Below are 17,915 nucleotides of genomic sequence, written 5' to 3' on the forward strand. Positions count from 1 at the left end.
TGGTGGGTGCCGCCCAGCACGCGGGCGCGGGGATGGGACAAACGGCCGCGGGCATGGGACAAAGTTGCTGGCACGAGGGACACACCTCAATGGCAAAGGCCCGTGGATGGCCTATTGTCTGCGCCGCTTGACCGGGTCTCACAAGATCGACATGTTCTTTGGGCGCCACGGCCCGTTTCCGCGGAATGACAATCTGTTATCGGAATCTTTGGCACATAGCTGGCTATTGGCATAATCACTCGGATTGGCACTTGATTTTGATTTTCCCATCGATAGGTTGGTGCGGTTGGTTCGGTCCGCAGCCACACCCTCCGATGGCGCCGGCCAACGCTGCCGAGTCATCACGGCGGGTGCGACGCTCTCCCCCGGGCTTCGCGTGCGCGTCGTGGCGAGCCGGGGAACCGTGTTCGTTGGGGTGAATCCGCGTCAGCGGTAGGGCCTTCTTCCCGCCCGAATCCGTCAGCTAACCCGGTAGGCGGCCGAGCGGAAGAAAGGCCACAACACCAGTGCCACACCCCCGCACGAGGCTGAGAGCACTCGTGGTCGCGGCGGCGGCGTTCGCGATCACGCTGACCGGCGCTCATGCCGCCAGCGCCGCGCCATCGACCGCCACGCAGCTCGACCAGCAGCAACGAGCCCTGGAAAAGGTCGTCGAGTCGTACGACGCGGCCAACATCAGTCTTACCAAGACCAAGTCGGATCTGCAGAAGCTGAAGGCCTCGATCGGCCCGGCCAAGGCCGCGCTGGACCACGCCAGTTCCCAGATCGGCACCATTGCCTCGACCGCCTATCAACAAGGCCGGATCGGGCCGATGAGTGCGCTGCTGAGCGGCGACAGCAGCGATCTGATCGACAAGCTGGGTTACCTCGATCAGATCCAGCAGGCCAACCAGCACGACATCGACACCTACACCCAGACGACGCAGACCTTCACCCAACGCCAGGCCGAGTTGAATTCGACGCAGGCCAAGCTGACGGCGCAGGTCTCGAACCTCGCGGCGCAGAAGGCGAGCATCCAGGCGAAGATCGACTCGCTCAAGGCGAAGTCGAAGGCCGCGGGCCCGAGCAGCGAGACGTCGTCCGGCCCGAAGCAGGCGGCGCCGCACCTGGCCGGCTCCGCCGGCAAAGCGGTCGACTACGCGTATGCCCAGCAGGGTCACGCTTACCAGATCGATGGCACCGGGCCGGAATTCGACTGTTCCGGCCTGACCATGATGGCGTGGAAGGCGGCCGGCTACTCGCTGCCGCACAACGCCGCCGCACAGTGGAGCGCGGTGGCCCACATCAGCCGTTCCGAGCTGGCTGCGGGCGACCTGGTGTTCTACGACAACCTCGGGCACGTCGGCATCTACGTCGGCGGCAACCAGATCATCGACGCCGCGCACCCCGGTTCCGGCGGCGAGGTCGAGGTGCGATCGATCAACCGCGGTATGCCGATCTACGGCTACGGCCGGGTGACCTGAGCCATCACGTAGGTCAAAGGGCGCAACGGGCCGGCACCTGATCGAGGTGCCGGCCCTTCCTGCTCAGTCGCGGCGCCAGCGCAGCAGCAGACGATTGCGGGCACGCCCCCGCTGCCGGGGAATGACCGCCGTCCGGATCATGCCGGCCGCCGTCGCCCGTGCCGCCGGCCCGAGATCGGGCGTCGCCTGCGCCAGCTCCGCGACCGACCGGCCGCCCGCTCGCCCGGCCACCTCCGCGAGCCGCCCGGTAACGATCGCCGCCACGTCCGCGCGCGCCGACGGGTCGATCCACGCCGTCACCACCAGCGCGAACAATGCCGCCTCGGTGACCCGGTCGAGCCCGCCACCGAGCAGGTCGAGCAGCAGCCGCCGGCGGCCCGACGGGAGCCAGGGCTCGTCGGCGCCGTGGTGCAGCAGCCCGAGGCAGGCCCAGATCTCCGCGGCCGCCACGTCGGCCGGCGGGTGGGCGAGCAGGGCGAGCAGGTCGTACGGCTGCACCATGATCAGCTGGACGGCGTCATCGTAGGCGGCCGGCGGGTGCGCCCAGGACAGCGACGCGACCTGGCGCAGCCGGCGCACCGCATCGGCCGAGGGTTCCGGGGCGGCCGGACCACCAGGGCCCGGCCGAACCGCGGCCGGATCACCCGAGCCCGCGCCCGAGCCCGCGCCCGAGCCCGAGCCCGCGCCCGAGCCCGCGCCCGGGCCGACCGCGCCCGACTCGCCCGCGCCTCGCTGGGGCAGGGGCGCCGCGGCCGGGGCGCCGCCCAGCCACGGGATCTCCCGGCAGCAGTCGGCCAGGTCGGTATGCTCGTGCGACTCGTCCGGGTGGTCGCGGATGAAGTCGGCCAGCCGCACCAGGTGGGCGACGTCGCCGTCGGCGCGGTGCCGCAGCCGGTGCGCCGTGTGCACCGCGCAGTCGAACTCGGGGTCGCGCTCCAGGGCCCGGTCGACCCAGTTCAGCGCGTCGTCGAGGCGGCCGTGGTCGGCCAGGGTGCCGGCGATGTCCGCGTATACCGAGAGGTCGTCGGGGTCGTGCGCGACGGCCCGGCGCAGCGCGGCCAGCGCCTCCGCGACCCGGCCGGCGCTGCGGTACGCGTAGCCCAGCCAGATCTCCGCCAGTTTCGACGGCCGGGCCCGGGCGCCGCGGGCCGCCCAGTCGACCGCCAGCGTGGTCTCGCCGATCCGCCGGGCCAGCGCCGACCCGGCGCCGAGCAGCATCGCGTCATCCGGGTGGGCGTCTACCGCGTGCCGGGCGACGGTCAGATACGGCCGGAGGGTGTTGCGGGTGGCCGACGGCGCCGGATCGCCCACTGCGGTGCACAGCCGCATCAGGAGCTGGACGAGCAGGCCGGGCTCGATGCGCAGCGCCAGGCCCGGGTCGTCGACCCACGGCACGCCGGCCCAGTCGGCCCCCGGCGACCGGCCGCTCGCGGCGGCCAGCAGCGGCAGCGCGTCCTCGGGGTGGCCGGCCGCGGCGAGCAGGTGCGCGCGAGCCGCGAGCCCGCCGGCCGACACGTGCGGCGCGAGCGGGAAGAGGTCGAGGCCGCCGCCGGGCTGCGCCGCGAGCCGCCCGAGCAGTTCATGGGCCTCGGGCAGGGTGGGCGCGTGGGTCAGCGCTCCGGCGAGATGGTCGGCCGCCTGCTGCGGCTCGTCGCGTGCCAAAGCGGATCTTGCCTGTTTAAGGGCGCGGTCGGCGGCGCGGCGAACATCCACGAACGAGAACAGTAGGCGAAGAGTGCCTCGAATGTCAGTACCCGCCCGTGCGCATTAGTGCTCGAAACGTTGACTCTGTAAGCTACTTCTTGCAAGACTGCGCAGGAACTGCGCGAGAAGCGCTCAACAGGGGAGGAACGCGTGGTGCAACGAGGCCAGGGAATGGCGGCGGACATCGCGGAACAACCGGCAGGATTCGCCCGGCTTCTGGACGGTCCGCACGCGTCCGCCATCGCCGAGGTGGCGGCGGAGGTGGCCCGGCGGCGGCCGCGGAATGTGATGTTCGTTGCCCGGGGCACCTCCGACCATGCCGCCCTCTACGGCGCGTACCTCAGCGAGATCCGGCTGGGCCTGCCGGTGGCCAGCGCGTCGCCGAGCGCGATCACGCTGTACGGCGCCCGGCCCGACTTCACCGACACGCTGGTGATCGGGGTCAGCCAGAGCGGCGGCTCGCCCGACCTCACCGGGGTGCTCAGCGCGGCCCGGGAGACCGGCGGCCTGACCCTCGCGGTCACCAACAACCCCGACTCGCCGCTCGCCCGGGCGGCCGAGCTGTCGATCGACGTCGCCGCCGGGCACGAGCGGGCGGTCGCGGCCACCAAGTCGTACACGGCCGAGCTGCTCGCCCTGCTGGTGCTGGTCGAGGGGGTGCGGGCCGGCGACGGCAAGCTGCCGGCCGAGGAGCGGGCGGCGCTGGACAAGCTGCCCCAGCTCGCCGAGGACGCGCTGGCCGATCCGGCCGCCGACGCGCTGGCCCAGCGGTACCGGTTCGCCTCCCGGATGGTGACGACCGGGCGGGGGTACGCGTACCCCACCGCCCGCGAGGCCGCCCTCAAGCTGATGGAGACCTCGTACCTGCCCGCCCTGTCCTTCTCCGGCGCCGACCTGCTGCACGGCCCGCTCGCGATGACCGACCCGGACGTGCCGGTGCTGGCCGTGGTCGGCGACGGCCCGGGCGGCCGGTCGATGCGCGACGTGGTCAACCGGCTCGCCGAGCGCCGCGCCGACGTGGTCACCGTCGGCGCCTCGGACGTGCCGGGCGCCGCCGGCCGGCTGGCCGTGCCCGCGGTCGCCGACGAGCGGCACAGCGCGCTGCTCGACATCCTGCCGCTGCAGAAGCTCGCCCTGGCGCTCGCGCTGGCCCGCGGCGAGGACCCCGACGCGCCGCGTGGACTCAAGAAGGTAACCACGACCCTGTAGAAAAGAAGCGTGTCCACCCTGCGCGATCTGGCCGAGGAGCACACCGGCCTCGGCCCCGCCGACATCGACCACCTGCACCGGCTCGCCGGTGACTGGCAGCTGCTGTCCGACCTGTCCTTCGCCGACCTGCTGATGTGGGTGCCGGTCCGGGCCGAGCCGGGCAAGCCGCGCGACTTCCTCTGCGTGGCCCAGGTGCGGCCGACGACGGCGCCCACGGCGTACCAGGACGACCAGGTCGGCAAGATCGTCGGCGGGCCGGAGGTGGCCCATCTGGACATCGCCTTCACCCAGGAACGCATCTGGCGGGAGGGCGACCCGGTCTGGTATGGCGACACCCCCGCCCGGCACGAGGCGATCCCGGTACGCCTGCGCGACCAGCACGACCGCGAGGAGGGCTGGAGCGAGGTCATCGCGGTGATCGGCCGGGACACCAACCTGTCCACCGCGCGCACGCCCAGCCAGCTCGAGCTCAACTACCTGACCACGGCCGACGACCTGGCCCAGATGGTGGCCGACGGCACCTTCCCGCCGCCCCGGCACCCGGGGGAGACCACCTCGGCGCCGCGGGTGGGCGACGGGCTGATCCGGCTCGACGCCGGCGGCAAGGTCACCTACGCCAGTCCGAATGCGCAGTCCGCGTACCGCCGGCTCGGTTTCAACGCGCACCTGGTCGGCGAGGAACTGGCGACGCTGACCAGCCGGCTGGCGGCCGACCCGCTGGAGGGCACCGACACCGCGGAGCGGATCCTGTCCGCGCTGCGCGGCGAGTTCCCGCCCCGGCAGGAGGTCGAGGCCCGGGGCGCGACCATGCTGACCCGGGCGCTGCCGCTGCTGCCCGCCGGGGTGCCGATCGGCGCGCTGGTGCTGGTCCGCGACGTCACCGAGGTGCGCCGCCGGGACCGCGCCCTGATGACCAAGGACGCCACGATCCGGGAGATCCACCACCGGGTGAAGAACAACCTGCAGACCGTGGCCGCGCTGCTGCGCCTGCAGGCCCGCCGGGTGGACGCGCCGGAGGCCCGGATGGCGCTGCAGGAATCGGTGCGCCGGGTCGCCTCGATCGCGCTGGTGCACGAGACGCTATCGATGTCCAGCGACGAGGCGGTCGAGTTCGACGGGATCGTCGACCGGGTGGCCAGCGCCGCCACCGAGGTCGCGGCGACCAGCATCGCGGTCAAGATGCGCCGGGAGGGCACCTTCGGGGTGCTGCCCGCCGAGATCGCCACGTCGCTGGTGATGGTGCTCAACGAGCTGCTGATCAACGCGGTCGAGCACGGCTTCCCGGCGCCCGAAGAGGATGCCGAGCCGATCGAGACGCGGACGGATCCGGCCGAGGTCGTCGTCTCCGCGCATCGTTTCCGCAAGCAGTTGCACGTGACGGTGGCCGACAACGGGCAGGGCCTGCCGCCCGGGTTCGTCGCCGACGCCAGCGGGCGGCTGGGCCTGCAGATCGTCCGGGCGCTGGCCACCGGCGAGCTGCGCGGCAGCATCGAGCTGCGCAACCGGGCCGGCGGCGGGACCGAAGCGGTCCTCGTCGTGCCGCTCGCCAAGCGTTAGGTGACGGGCGGGCGGACGAAGAGGGCGATCGTGAAGCCGCCGACCCGCCAGGTGACGAGCTGGTCGTAACGGGACCAGGACGCCGTCGATGTTCCGGCCGAGCGCGAAGATCTCCGGCACGGTCCGGGTGGCCGCGCTCGAACTCGCGATCTCGTCCCGCCAGGGCTGCGGCCGGGCCGCCTCCCAGCTCACCACCAGCCAGGTCGCGACGACCGGCACCAGCCAGCAGATCTGGTCGCGCATCCAGCCGGGAGCCAGGCGCCGGGGGAGCCGCACGGTGGTCACGGGGGACAACAGTGGCAGGCGTCGCTGTGCGCCTGGCGAGGGTGTGCTGGTACGCACACTCCCGGAATCTGGACCGCACTGGCCGAGAATGCCGGGCCGTGAGAGGCTTACCGACATGACCGCTGCCGTTGACCGCCGCTTCGTGGCCCGCCGCCACGTGGATTACGGCCGTGTCCGCAGCGCGATGTGTCCGGCTTACTGACGCCGCCCGATATGAGTTCGGGCGCGAGACGCGGCCGGCACTCTCCTGACACAGTCGTCACGAGCCTCACAGGTGCCGTGAGCGTCGCAGTGCATGCAAAAACCTGCGCCCACGAAAACCCGGAGGACCGCCGACATGGCGCCCAGCAGCACCCCAGCTACGCCGACCGCCCGCCCCCGCAAGGCGCGCGGCGAGGGCCAGTGGGCGCTCGGACACCGCGAGCCGCTCAACCCCAATGAGCGCAGCAAGAAGGACGACAACCCGCTGAACGTCCGCGCGCGGATCGAGAACATCTACGCGCACCGCGGGTTCGACTCGATCGACCCGGCCGACCTGCGCGGCCGGTTCCGCTGGTGGGGGCTCTACACCCAGCGCAAGGCGGGGATCGACGGCGGCCGGACGGCCGTGCTCGAGCCCGAGGAGCTGGAAGACAAGTTCTTCATGCTTCGCGTACGGATCGACGGAGGGGCGCTCGACCTCGATCAGCTTCGTACCATCGCCGGGATCGCCCAGGAGTTCGCCCGGGACTCCGCCGACATCACCGACCGGCAGAACATCCAGCTGCACTGGATCCGGGTCGAGGACGTGCCGGAGATCTGGCGCCGGCTCGAGGCGGTCGGCCTGCAGACCACCGAGGCCTGCGGCGACTGCCCCCGGGTGGTGCTGGGCAGCCCGGTGGCCGGCATCTCGACCGACGAGGTGCTCGACGCCACCCCGGCCATCGACGAGATCCTGAAGCGCTACATCGGCGACCCGAAGTACTCGAACCTGCCGCGCAAGTTCAAGACCACGATCGGCTGGCTGGCCGACACCCCGTACCAGGCGAACGACATCGCGCTGATCGGCGTGGTCCACCCCGAGTACGGCCCCGGCTTCGACCTCTGGGTCGGCGGCGGCCTGTCCACCAACCCGCGGCTGGCTGAGCGGCTCGGCGCCTGGATCCCGCTGGCGGAGATCCCGGACGTCTGGGAGGGTGTCGTCAGCATCTTCCGCGACTACGGCTACCGCCGGCTGCGGCACCGCGCCCGGCTGAAGTTCCTGCTCGCCGACTGGGGCGTGGCGAAGTTCCGCGAGGTGCTCGAGAAGGAGTACCTGGGCCGCGCGCTGATCGACGGCCCGGCGCCCGACCTGCCCGAGAAGGCGATCGACCACATCGGCGTGCACAAGCAGCGGGACGGGCTCAACTACGTGGGCGCGACGCCGGTGGTCGGGCGCTCGTCCGGCACCCAACTGGCCCGGCTGGCGGACCTGGTCGAGCGGCACGGGTCGGCGCGGGTGCGGCTCACCCCGTACCAGAAGCTCCTGGTCCTCGATGTTGCCGACGACCAGGTGGAGTCGCTGGTCACCGGGTTGCGCGGGATCGGCCTGGAGGCCCGGCCGTCCAGCTGGCGGCGGGGCACGATGGCCTGCACCGGCATCGAGTACTGCAAGCTCGCGATCGTCGAGACCAAGAAGCGCGGCGAGGACCTCGTGTCCCGGCTCGAGCAGCGGCTCGGCGACTTCGACACGGACATCTCGATCAACATCAACGGTTGCCCGAACGCCTGTGCCCGCACCCAGGTCGCCGACATCGGCCTCAAGGGCCAGCTGGTGATGAACGCCGACGGCGAGCAGGTCGAGGGCTTCCAGATCCACCTGGGCGGCGCGCTGGGCATGGCCAAGGGCGAGACCGCCGGCTTCGGCCGCAAGGTCCGCGGCCTCAAGGCCACCGCCGAAGAGCTTCCCGGGTACGTGGAGCGCCTCGCCACCAACTACCTGGCCGACCGGTCGTCGGCGCAGGAGTCCTTCGCCAACTGGGTGGTTCGCGCGGACGAGGAGCTCGTCAAATGAGCGACGCCCGGTCGACGCCCCTCTACTGCCCCTACTGCGGGGAAGAGGACCTCTATCCCAACGAGGCTTCGCACGGCGCGTGGGAGTGCCACTCCTGCGCCCGCGTTTTCACGGTCAAGTTCAACGGGTTGCTGTCCAAGGGAGCTAACCGATGACCATCGTGGCCGCCACCTCTCTCAACCTCGTCAGCCTCGGCTCGGAAAAAACAGAGCCGGGCCGCCGTACGCGGGACGAGCTCGAAGCCCTGGCCCGCGACGCCGCCGCCGCGCTCGAGGGCGCCCCGGCCGAGCGGATCGCCAAGTGGGCGACCGACACGTTCGGCGCGCGGTTCTGCGTGACGAGCTCAATGGCCGACGCCGTCGTGGCCCACCTGTTCTCCCGGGTCTCCCCGGGCGTCGACGTGGTCTTCCTCGACACCGGCCTGCACTTCCCGGAGACGCTCAAGGTGCGCGACACCGTCGCCGCCACCATGGACGTCAACGTCCGCTCGATCCGTCCGCGGCTGACCGTGGGCCAGCAGGACGGCGAGTTCGGCCCCCGGCTGTTCGCCCGCAACCCCGACGAGTGCTGCTTCCTGCGCAAGGTGGAGCCGCTCGAGCGGGCCCTGACCGAGTACGACGCCTGGGCCACCGGCCTGCGCCGTGACGAGTCGCCGACCCGCGCCAACACGCCGGTCGTCGCCTTCGACGCGAAGAAGGGCAAGGTCAAGGTCAACCCGATCGCGGCCTGGAGCCAGGCCGACGTGGACCGCTACATCAGCCGGTGGAACGTGCCGGTCAACGAGCTGTTCAAGAAGGGGTACGGCTCGATCGGCTGCTGGCCGTGCACCCGGCGGACCAAGGCCGGCGAGGACCCGCGCGCGGGCCGCTGGGCGATGTTCGAGAAGACCGAATGCGGCCTGCACGTCTGATCCTCCCCGGTCTGACCGGCCCGGACCGGCTCGTTGTCGTCCTGGTGGCCCACGGCAGCCGGGACCCGCGGGCCGCGGCGGCGACCGAGGCGCTGGCGCGCGCGGTCCGCCGGGCCCGGCCCGGATGGGACGTCCGGGCGTCCTACCTGGACCACGCGGGCCCGCGCCCGCTGGAGGTGCTCGCCGCCCTGCCGCCGGGCCGCCGCGCGGTCGTGGTCCCGCTCCTGCTGACCAAGGCCTACCACGGCCGGGTCGACCTGCCCGCGGTGCTGTCCGCGGCGGCCGGCCTGCCGGTCTCGGTCACGCTCGCCGACGGGCTGGGCCCGGCGCCCGCGGTCATCGAGGGTCTGGTCCGGCGGCTGCCCGCCGAGCGGCTCGACGCGGTGGTGCTCGCCGCGGCCGGCACCCGCGACGCGGCCGCCCGCAAGACCATCGACGGGGCCGCGGAGGCCCTCAGCGCCCGCCTGAGCCTCCCGTGCGCGGTGTCCTATGCCTCGGGCGCCCCGCCGCTCCCGGGCGCCGCCGTGGATCTTCTGAGGGCCGCCGGCGCCCGCCGGGTCGGTGTCGCCGCCTACTTCCTCGCGCCCGGCCGCCTGTACGACCTGGCGGCCCGCTCGGCGCTGGAGGCCGGCGCGGTGGCCGTGGCCGAACCGCTCACCGACGCGCCGGAGATCGCTCGTCTGGTGACGGCCCGGGTGGACCGGAGACTCGCCGGCGCCGCCCTCACCCTGGGTAGCGCTGCGTGACTCTCCGATCCGCGGCGCGCGGTCGACAACGGAGGGTAAGGCATCGCAAACTATTCGTTTGCGCGGGCTCGCAATTTCGAGATCATTTCGCGAAGCGCGGACGAAACTCGACGTGATCGAATTCGCGCTCTCCGGAACCTCTCAGGAATGTGCGCGCTCCGTAATCGAGTCGGAACAGCAAGACGCCCCGGTGCCGATCGGCCCGGGGCGCAAATGCTTCGGGGGGATTGTGTCAGGCGGTGGGAGCGCCGACCCGAAGGCCACCGCGACGCTTGACCGCGCGCCGCTCGTCCTCGCTCATCCCGCCCCACACGCCGGCGTCCTGACCGGACTCGAGTGCCCACGCGAGGCATTCGGAGGTCACGGGGCACCGCCGGCACACGGCCTTGGCCTGCTCGACCTGCAGGAGCGCGGGGCCGGACGTCCCGATCGGGAAGAACAGCTCCGGGTCCTCGTCGCGGCAGATCGCATCGTGACGCCAGTCCATGGCGGCAACACTCCTTGTTTCGGATGGGGTAATGAAATCCGTACTGGTATTACCTATGCCTGCGCGGTGGCGACCGTCGGGCGGACTGCCCGCCTGATCGCCGTGGCGTCAGCAAGCTTTTGGGTTCCGGGAGCCGTTCGGCGCTTCTGGATTAGGAACGCGCGCAAGCAGCAACCGGTTACTTCTTATCGCTTGTGAATGCTTTCACGAACTCGTGCGATGTCAAGGGTAGCGGCGGAATTTTCTCCCCGCGGGTGAGCTGGCTCACGACCCCTTTGTCCGGTTCTGCGTGGACTGCCAGAGCCCGGTGACGAACGCTCCCATCAATGTAGTACGGTGCGGGCCCTCTTGCCGACCTTTTGCCCGTCTTTCTGTAACCGCGTGTGACGGACGTACCCCTTCGTCAGCAGATCACACGCAAAGCTTCGGGGACGGACACGAAGTGCACCTTCTGCCGCTCCCCTAAGTAATCGCCGTCCAGCTGGAAAGCCTGCGGCCGGGTCGCGACGACCGTGAACTCGGCCTGGTCGTGCAGATGGAGCACCTGCTTGCCCTGTGGGTCGCCCTTGGTCGCCAGCTGGGCGAAGGTGCGTGTGGTGGAAGTCACCGCCAGGCGACGCAAGGCGATCACATCCAGCCCGCGGTCGAAGGACGCCTCCGGGTTCGGGTTGATCGGCCGGTCACCCAGGTATGTCCACGGTGCGGTGTTCTGCACGACGACCGTGCCGAGCTCGACCTCGGACGGCTCGCCGGGGCGCTCGATCGACAATGGCGGGTTCTTCCGGTCCTCGCCGAACAGGAACTGGCCGGCGATCGAGCGGAAGTAGAGCGCGGGCGTCGACTTGCGACCGCGCAGCCGGGCCTGCTCGACCCGGCGCACCACGGCCGCGTCCAGCCCCAGGCCGGCGGCGAAGGTGAAGTAGCGGTCGTCGGCCCGGCCCAGCCCGATCACCCGGTGCCGGCCCTCGCGCAGCGCCTCGAGGATCACGCTGGCGCCGTCCACCCAGTCGCGGGGCAGGCCCAGCGCGCGAGCGAAGACGTTGGTCGAGCCGCCGGGCACCACGGCCAGGGCCGGCAGCGCGTTGGCCCGGGGGCCGCTGATGCCATCCAGCGCCGAGTGCGCGGCCATCAGGCCGTTGACCGCCTCGTTGATGGTGCCGTCGCCGCCTAGGGTCACCACGACATCGACGCCGCTCTCCGCGGCGGCGCGCGCCAGGGCGGCGGCGTGCCCGCGGCGATCCGTGTACTCCACGGTCAGGCTGACCGCGCTGCGCAGGGCCCGGACCAGCACGTCGCGGCTGCGCTCGCTGGTCGTGGTGGCTTTGGGGTTAACCACCAGTAACGCTCGCATGGGCGGCACTGTACCTGGGAGTGGGGCCTCCGGTCTGTCGGTATGGTGCTCCCGTGACCGCTGAGAAGGGTGAGAAGTCAGTCGTTGACAATCCGGCGACGCTGGTGTGGGCGGTCCGGCTGCTCTACCTGCAGTGCGCCGGGCTGGTCGCGCTGACGATCTGGCTGGTGATCCTGACCGTGACCAGCAAGCTCGACGCGGTCGGCGTGGCGGTCGCGCTGATCGTGCTGGCCGCGCTCGGCGCCGCGAGCGTCCTGCTCGTCGCCCGCGCGCTGAGCCGCCGCGCCGTGCACGCCCGCGGTCCGGCGATCGTCGTCCAGCTGTTCGTGATCGCGGCCGGCGGCTTCCTGGTCCAGGTCCATCCGCTCTGGGCCGGCCTGGTTCTGCTGGTTTGGGGCGCGCTGGCCGGGGTACTTGTCGTGGTTCCGCCGACCACACGAGCGCTCGGCGTCGATTAATGGCCCTCGCGTGGCAACGCAGGGCCTACCCTGTGTAGGTGACCGGATCAACGGTGCGACCGCCCGCCTACCAACTCCTGGCGGATGAGCTACGTGCGGACATCACCTCGGGACGACTGCAGCCCGGTGAACGGCTGCCCCCGGAGCCCGAGTTGTGTGTGCAGACCGGGGTCAGCCGCAGCACGGTACGGGAGGCGCTGCGGCTGCTGGCCAGCCAGCACCTCATCGTGACCACCCGCGGCGTGACCGGCGGCAGCTTCGTCGCGCACCCCGACGCCGAGCAACTCGCCGACGGCCTGGCCGCCGGCTTCACGCTGCTGACCAACTCGGCCGACGTGGGCCTCGCCGACATGCTCGAGCTGCGCCGGGCCCTCGAGGTGCCGGCCGCCGGGCTGGCCGCGGCGCGGCGTACCGAGGAGCACCTGATCGAGATCCGCAGCGCGCTCTTCGATCCGGATGTCGACGATTTCGAGACCATGATGGCGGCGCACGCAGCGTTCCACATGGCGGTGGCGAAGGCGACCGGCAACCCGCTCTTCGAGCTGGTGGTGCGCCCGCTCTACCACGCCAAGTACGGCGAGGACGTCACCGTCCTGCTGCCGGCCGACTACTGGGCGCGGATAGACGCCGACCACCGCCAGCTGATCGACTGCCTCGCGGCGCGGGACGTGGAGGCGGCCCGCCGGGCGGCGAGCGGCCACCTCGACTACGTCGACGTGAGCACCCGCGAGCGCGAGGTCATCCCTCAGTACGGCGGGTGAGCAGCCGGATGGTGGCGCGCTGACCGCTCGCCTCGGCCGACGCCGAGGTGGTCAGCGCGGTCAGCACCTTCCACGCGAAGGACGACTCGGCCGGGAGCCGGGCGCCGCGCACCGTCGTCACGCTCACCTCGACGGTCAGCGCATCCTCGGTCACCGCGAACCGGCACTCCAGCTCGGCGCCGCGGGTGGCGATCGCGAGCAGCATCGCGCACGCCTCGTCGACGGCGATCCGCAGGTCCTCGATCTCGTCGAGCGCGAAGTGCAGCCGGGCCGCGAGGCCGGCCGTCGCGGTACGGAGCACACCCAGGTAGCCGCCGTCGGCGGGCACGGTCAGCAGGACGACGTCGTCGCCGAGGGCCGGATCGGGGTGCGCGTGCGTCAAAGTCACCGTTTTCCTCCCAATGCCAGCTGAGCCTAGCGGTTTGCGGGCGTGGCGGGGGAGGCCCGCGCGGCGAGCCGGTGCAGCGCGTCGCCGGCCAGGCGGTACGGCAGCCAGTCGGAGGTGACCGTGGCGCCGATCGCGGCGTAGAACTCGGCCGCCGGGTTCCAGTCCAGCATCACCCACTCGAGGCGCTGGTAGCCGCGGCGGACGCAGATCTCGGCGAGCGCGGCCAGCAGGGCGCCGCCGGCGCCGGTGCCGCGGGCCCGCGGCCGTACGTAGAGGTCCTCGAGATGGATACCGGAGGTGCCGGTCCAGGTGGAGAAGTTGAGGAACCAGAGCGCGAAGCCGACCGGCTTGTCGCGGTCGTCGACGGCGACGTGGCCGAAGACGGTGGGCTCGTCGAAGAGCACCCGGGCGAGCTGCTCGGCCGTCAGGCGGCACTGGTCGGCCGCCCGCTCGAAGTCGGCCAGCTCGTGGACCATCGCGACGACGGCCGGCACGTCCGAGGGACGTACCGGCCGCACGGTAGCGGTGAAGCTCACGCCTGCTTGGTCTCCCAGAAGATCTTCGAGATCTCCTCGATCTTCGCGAGCAGCTGGTCGCCGACGGCCGGGTCCAGCGAGCCCTTGGCGCCGGCCGCGCCGGCCAGCTTGGTGGCCTCGTTGAAGAGCTGGTGCAGGTTGGGGTACTTCTCGAAGTGCGGGGCCTTGAAGTAGTCGGTCCACAGCACCCAGAGGTGGTGCTTGACGAGCTCGGCCCGCTGCTCCTTGATGAGGATGGCGCGGGTGCGGAACTCCGGGTCGGTGTTCGCCTGGTACTTCTCCTGGATGGCCTTCACCGACTCGGCCTCGATCCGGGCCTGTGCCGGGTCGTAGACGCCGCAGGGCAGGTCGCAGTGGGCGCTGACCACGGTACGCGGCGTGAGGAAACGCGGAAGTCGCATCAGGACTCCTCCATACGGGTTTGCGATGATCCGCGGTTGACACTACCCCTTACATCTCGGCCGTAACGCAACGGAGGACTACTGCCTTGAGGTGGCAATTACCACTGTTAGCGGTACTGGTGAACGGGCCGTCGATGGTGCCCACCCTGCGCTCGGGGGACGCCCTGCTGGTGCGGCGGGGCGGCCGGGTGCGGCCGGGCGACGTCGTGGTGGCGCGCTTCCGCGCCCGCCCCGACCTGCTGGTGGTGAAGCGGGCGGTCCGCGAACAGGACGGCGGATGGTGGATCCAGGGCGACAATCCGCTGGTCGAGGACGACTCCCGCAAGTACGGGGTGGCGGATGTCATCGGCCGAGTTTTGTTTCGTTACTTTCCGCGCCTCGGTCGGATAAGTTAAGGTCCTACCACCGCAGCGCGTACCCGCGCAGCGGTTTGCTACCCCCGGGTGATCCCCGCATCGCACCGCCGCTCGGCGCTCATTCGCGACCGAGGACCGCGCCGGTGCACCGTGTCAGCGTCGATGCCGTGTGGAGTCACCGTGTCTTTCTTCAGTTTCGAGCTCGATCCCGCCCTAGCCGCCGATCCCGTCTTCGACCTGCACAAGCGGGGGAAGATGTCGATCAGTCCGACCGTTTCGCTGGCCAGCCGGGACGACCTGTCCCTCGCGTACACCCCCGGCGTGGCCCGGGTCTGCGAGGCCATCGCCGACGACCCCTCGCTCTACCCCGACTACACCTGGACGGCCAACACGGTCGCCGTCGTCACCGACGGCAGCGCGGTGCTCGGCCTCGGCAACATCGGACCCAAGGCCGCGATGCCGGTCATGGAGGGCAAGGCGATCCTGTTCAAGCAGTTCGGCGGGGTCGACTCGATCCCGATCTGCCTGGACACGCAGGACGTCGAGGGCATCATCGCCGCGGTCAAGGCGATGGCGCCGTCGTTCGGCGGGATCAACCTCGAGGACATCAGCGCCCCGCGCTGCTTCGAGATCGAGCGGCGGCTCGACGCCGAGCTCGACATCCCGGTCTTCCACGACGACCAGCACGGCACCGCGGTGGTCACGCTGGCCGCGCTGCGCAACGCGGCCAAGCTGCTCGGCCGGCGCTTCGGCGACCTGCGCGTGGTGATCAGCGGGGCGGGCGCGGCCGGGGTCGCGATCACCAACACGCTGATCGCGGCGGGCGTCGACGGCGCCAACGTGATCATCTGCGACTCGCGCGGGATCATCCACGCCGAGCGCGGCGACCTGACCCCGATCAAGGCGGAACTGGCCGCGGCGACCAACGAGTCCGGCCGGACCGGCGGCATCACCGAGGCCCTGATCGGCGCGGACGTGCTGATCGGCGTCTCCGGCGGCGCGATCGCCGAGACCGCGCTGGCCGGCATGGCGCCGGGCGGCATCATCTTCGCGCTGGCCAACCCGACGCCCGAGGTGCCGCCGCACATCGCGCACAAGTACGCGGCGATCGTCGCCACCGGCCGCAGCGACTTCCCCAACCAGATCAACAACGTGCTGGCGTTCCCGGGCATCTTCCGGGGCGCGCTCGACTCCCGGGCCACGACGGTCACCGACGCGATGAAGGTGGCGGCGGCCGAGGCGATCGCCGAGGTCGTCTCGGACGACCTGCGCGCCGACGCGATCGTGCCCTCCCCGCTCGACCCGCGGGTCGCCCCGGCCGTCGCGGCGGCGGTGGCCGAGGCGGCGGCCCGCGACGGGGTGGCCCGCCGGCACTTCGGCCCGTCGGCGCCGGAGCCGCGCAAGTCCACGCTGTCCCTGCTGACCGAGTCCGACATCAACTGAGGCGGCCGAGGCTTCTTTCTATAGGGTCGGGGGATGCGCGCTGCCATCGCCATCGGAGCCGATCCTGAAGAGCCGCTGCGGGCGCTGAGCGTGGGCGAGGCGCCCGAGCCGGCGCCTCCGGAGGGCTGGGTCACGGTCGACGTGCGGGCGGCGTCGCTCAACCACCACGACCTGTGGTCGTTGCGCGGCGTCGGCCTGCCGCCCGACCGGCTGCCGATGATCCTCGGCTGCGACGCCGCCGGCGTCGACCCGGAGGGCAACGAGGTCGTGCTCTACCCGGTGGTGGCCGACCCCGGTGACCCGCGGGGGTATTCGCTGCTCTCCGAGCGTCACCCGGGCACGCTCGCGGAGCGGGTCGCCGTGCCCCGGGAAAACCTGATCGCCAAGCCGGCCGGGCTGTCCTTCCTGGAGGCGGCCTGCCTGCCGACCGCCTGGCTCACCGCCTTCCACATGCTGACCACCCGCGGCCGGGTCGGCGAGGGCGCCGCGGTGCTCGTGCAGGGCGCCGGCGGCGGGGTGGCCACCGCGGCCGTCGTGCTCGCGCTGGCGATGGGCAAGCGGGTCTACGCCGCCGGCCGCGACGCCGGCAAGCGGGACCGGATCGCCGCGCTGGGCGCCACCGCGATCGAGCCCGGCGCGCGGCTCCCCGAGCGCGTCGACGTGGTGATCGAGTCGGTCGGCGAGCCCACCTTCGACCACTCGATGAAGTGCGCGGCCCCGGGCGCCCGGATCGTCGTCTGCGGCGCGACCGGCGGTCACCTGGCCACGGTCGACCTGCGGCGGCTCTTCGCCATGCGGCTGGAGCTGCTCGGCGCCACGATGGGCAGCCGGGCGGAGTTGGCCGCCCTGCTGGACCTCTGCGCCGACAAGGACGTGCGCCCGATCATCGACTCGACATACGGCTTCACGGCGGTGGCGGACGCCTTCGCACACCTCGCCTCGGGCGACGTCTTCGGCAAGGTCGCGCTGGACTTCCTGCACTAAAGACGGTCCTCGAGGGCGGCGAGGTTGCCTCTCGTGGCGTCCCGGGGGAGCCGTTTCTTGGCGGCCGCGTCGCCGTAGAGGCTCCAGCGCAGGAGGTCGGTGCTGGTCGTGGCGACGACGGCGAGCTCGGCGCCGGTCGGCACATGGCCGCCGTCGGTGACGGTGAGGAACGCCTTGGGCCAGGTGACGGCGGCGTAGACGGCGTGCCCGTCGGCGTAGTCGATCACCTGGTCGCGCTTGCCGTGCACGAAGAGCAGCGGCGCGCTGGGGCCGCTCAGCGGCGTCGTGATGATCTGCCGGCCGGCCATGATGACGCCCGCCTTGAGCCGCTCGTCCCGGTTGCCGCTGAACATCCCCAGCGTGGTCACACCGCCGCCGGAATGCCCGGCCGCCGCGATCGGGCCCACCGGGCCGAGCCGCTTCGCCACCTGCGTGATCACGTATTCGGCGTCAAGCGGCTGGTAGAGCAGGTCGACCGGGTTGAAATCGGCGACCCCGGCCGCGGTGTGCGGGTAGGTCGGCGCGGCCACCACGAAGCCGGCCTTCGCCCAGGTGGTGAGCAGCTCGCGGTAGTCGGCCGGCGTCGTCTCCAGGCCGTGGCTGAACAGGATGAGCGGGTAGGTGCCCGCGGTCGTGGGCCGCCAGATCGTGGTGGGCAGGGGCCGGTCGGCGCCGCGCGCGAGCGAGAGGCGCTCGGTCTTTACCGGGAATATCCGACTTGGTGCCTGATGGGGTGCGGCGGGAGAGGAGGGCGGCGCCGACGTCGTCGGGCGGGAAGGCGGGACGCCGTCGTCGTACACCCGCCGAGCGCGGCCGTCCCGACCAGACCTTTGAGCACCGTACG

The 17,915-nt window shown here is 71.7% G+C and carries 19 protein-coding genes and 1 riboswitch; of the genes, 12 read left to right on the top strand and 7 right to left on the bottom strand.

Going from position 1 to position 17,915, the window contains the following annotated elements; genetic code table 11:
* Window positions 1-363 precede the first annotated feature (363 nt).
* Window positions 364-493, top strand: a riboswitch (cyclic di-AMP (ydaO/yuaA leader).
* A 46-nt stretch (window positions 494-539) separates the two neighbouring features.
* Entirely contained in the window at window positions 540-1,463 is a 924-nt protein-coding gene (locus IH26_RS0125060; protein ID WP_245665489.1) for a C40 family peptidase, read from the top strand.
* Window positions 1,464-1,526: 63 nt separating this feature from the next.
* Here the strand turns inward: IH26_RS0125060 and IH26_RS53965 are convergent, their stop codons facing one another.
* Window positions 1,527-3,176: a tetratricopeptide repeat protein gene (locus IH26_RS53965; protein WP_034215918.1), complete on the bottom strand. Its 1,650-nt coding sequence runs from the start codon at window positions 3,174-3,176 to the stop codon at window positions 1,527-1,529.
* Between the two features lie 162 nt (window positions 3,177-3,338).
* Between IH26_RS53965 and IH26_RS0125075 the strand changes: the two genes are divergently transcribed.
* From IH26_RS0125075 to IH26_RS0125100, 6 genes are all read left to right on the top strand, one after another.
* Window positions 3,339-4,376 carry an SIS domain-containing protein gene (locus IH26_RS0125075; RefSeq protein WP_030438679.1) on the top strand — a complete coding sequence of 346 codons (1,038 nt, stop codon included), beginning with the start codon at window positions 3,339-3,341 and terminating at the stop codon, window positions 4,374-4,376.
* A gap of 9 nt (window positions 4,377-4,385) precedes the next feature.
* The gene (locus IH26_RS0125080; protein ID WP_030438680.1) at window positions 4,386-5,933 is read left to right on the top strand and encodes a sensor histidine kinase; all 1,548 of its coding nucleotides are present in this window, start codon (window positions 4,386-4,388) and stop codon (window positions 5,931-5,933) included.
* A gap of 88 nt (window positions 5,934-6,021) precedes the next feature.
* Complete coding sequence (locus IH26_RS0125085; protein ID WP_030438681.1) at window positions 6,022-6,420, top strand: hypothetical protein; 399 nt, start codon at window positions 6,022-6,024, stop codon at window positions 6,418-6,420.
* A gap of 135 nt (window positions 6,421-6,555) precedes the next feature.
* Complete coding sequence (locus tag IH26_RS0125090) at window positions 6,556-8,250, top strand: nitrite/sulfite reductase (protein ID WP_030438682.1); 1,695 nt, start codon at window positions 6,556-6,558, stop codon at window positions 8,248-8,250.
* A 151-nt stretch (window positions 8,251-8,401) separates the two neighbouring features.
* The gene (locus tag IH26_RS0125095; protein WP_030438683.1) at window positions 8,402-9,160 is read left to right on the top strand and encodes a phosphoadenylyl-sulfate reductase; all 759 of its coding nucleotides are present in this window, start codon (window positions 8,402-8,404) and stop codon (window positions 9,158-9,160) included.
* The gene (locus tag IH26_RS0125100) at window positions 9,142-9,906 is read left to right on the top strand and encodes a sirohydrochlorin chelatase (protein ID WP_030438684.1); all 765 of its coding nucleotides are present in this window, start codon (window positions 9,142-9,144) and stop codon (window positions 9,904-9,906) included. Before IH26_RS0125095 ends, IH26_RS0125100 begins: the two co-directional genes overlap by 19 nt.
* Window positions 9,907-10,138: 232 nt before the next feature.
* Here IH26_RS0125100 and IH26_RS0125105 read toward each other — a convergent pair whose 3' ends face one another.
* Complete coding sequence (locus IH26_RS0125105; protein WP_030438685.1) at window positions 10,139-10,393, bottom strand: WhiB family transcriptional regulator; 255 nt, start codon at window positions 10,391-10,393, stop codon at window positions 10,139-10,141.
* Between the two features lie 403 nt (window positions 10,394-10,796).
* Window positions 10,797-11,744, bottom strand: a complete 948-nt coding sequence (locus tag IH26_RS0125110) for a diacylglycerol/lipid kinase family protein (protein WP_030438686.1) — start codon at window positions 11,742-11,744, stop codon at window positions 10,797-10,799.
* Between the two features lie 53 nt (window positions 11,745-11,797).
* Between IH26_RS0125110 and IH26_RS0125115 the strand changes: the two genes are divergently transcribed.
* Together IH26_RS0125115 and IH26_RS0125120 are read left to right on the top strand one after the other, a co-directional pair.
* Window positions 11,798-12,202, top strand: a complete 405-nt coding sequence (locus IH26_RS0125115; RefSeq protein WP_030438687.1) for a hypothetical protein — start codon at window positions 11,798-11,800, stop codon at window positions 12,200-12,202.
* Between the two features lie 38 nt (window positions 12,203-12,240).
* On the top strand, window positions 12,241-12,963 hold the full coding sequence (locus IH26_RS0125120; RefSeq protein ID WP_030438688.1) for a FadR/GntR family transcriptional regulator: 723 nt from the start codon (window positions 12,241-12,243) through the stop codon (window positions 12,961-12,963).
* Here the strand turns inward: IH26_RS0125120 and IH26_RS0125125 are convergent.
* Genes IH26_RS0125125 through sodN form a run of 3 tightly spaced genes read right to left on the bottom strand, consistent with a single transcriptional unit; the run spans window position 12,941 to window position 14,288 of the window.
* Entirely contained in the window at window positions 12,941-13,345 is a 405-nt protein-coding gene (locus tag IH26_RS0125125) for an ATP-binding protein (protein ID WP_030438689.1), read from the bottom strand. The two genes, IH26_RS0125120 and IH26_RS0125125, sit on opposite strands and share 23 nt — an antisense overlap.
* A 32-nt stretch (window positions 13,346-13,377) precedes the next feature.
* Complete coding sequence (locus tag IH26_RS0125130; protein ID WP_030438690.1) at window positions 13,378-13,887, bottom strand: GNAT family N-acetyltransferase; 510 nt, start codon at window positions 13,885-13,887, stop codon at window positions 13,378-13,380.
* On the bottom strand, window positions 13,884-14,288 hold the full coding sequence (sodN, locus tag IH26_RS0125135) for a superoxide dismutase, Ni (protein WP_030438691.1): 405 nt from the start codon (window positions 14,286-14,288) through the stop codon (window positions 13,884-13,886). Before sodN ends, IH26_RS0125130 begins: the two co-directional genes overlap by 4 nt.
* Before the next feature lie 86 nt (window positions 14,289-14,374).
* Between sodN and IH26_RS0125140 the strand changes: the two genes are divergently transcribed.
* From IH26_RS0125140 to IH26_RS0125150, 3 genes are all read left to right on the top strand, one after another.
* Complete coding sequence (locus IH26_RS0125140) at window positions 14,375-14,683, top strand: S26 family signal peptidase (protein WP_030438692.1); 309 nt, start codon at window positions 14,375-14,377, stop codon at window positions 14,681-14,683.
* A gap of 123 nt (window positions 14,684-14,806) precedes the next feature.
* Window positions 14,807-16,087: an NAD(P)-dependent malic enzyme gene (locus tag IH26_RS0125145; protein ID WP_051808484.1), complete on the top strand. Its 1,281-nt coding sequence runs from the start codon at window positions 14,807-14,809 to the stop codon at window positions 16,085-16,087.
* A gap of 33 nt (window positions 16,088-16,120) precedes the next feature.
* Window positions 16,121-17,071: a zinc-binding dehydrogenase gene (locus tag IH26_RS0125150; RefSeq protein ID WP_030438694.1), complete on the top strand. Its 951-nt coding sequence runs from the start codon at window positions 16,121-16,123 to the stop codon at window positions 17,069-17,071.
* Here IH26_RS0125150 and IH26_RS0125155 read toward each other — a convergent pair.
* Window positions 17,068-17,871, bottom strand: coding sequence for an alpha/beta hydrolase family protein (locus IH26_RS0125155; protein WP_051808485.1), 804 nt, complete (start codon window positions 17,869-17,871; stop codon window positions 17,068-17,070). The genes IH26_RS0125150 and IH26_RS0125155 overlap by 4 nt on opposite strands.
* Window positions 17,872-17,915: the final 44 nt, after the last annotated feature.

The organism is Actinoplanes subtropicus, assembly GCF_000721705.1.
GTDB lineage: Bacteria > Actinomycetota > Actinomycetes > Mycobacteriales > Micromonosporaceae > Actinoplanes > Actinoplanes subtropicus.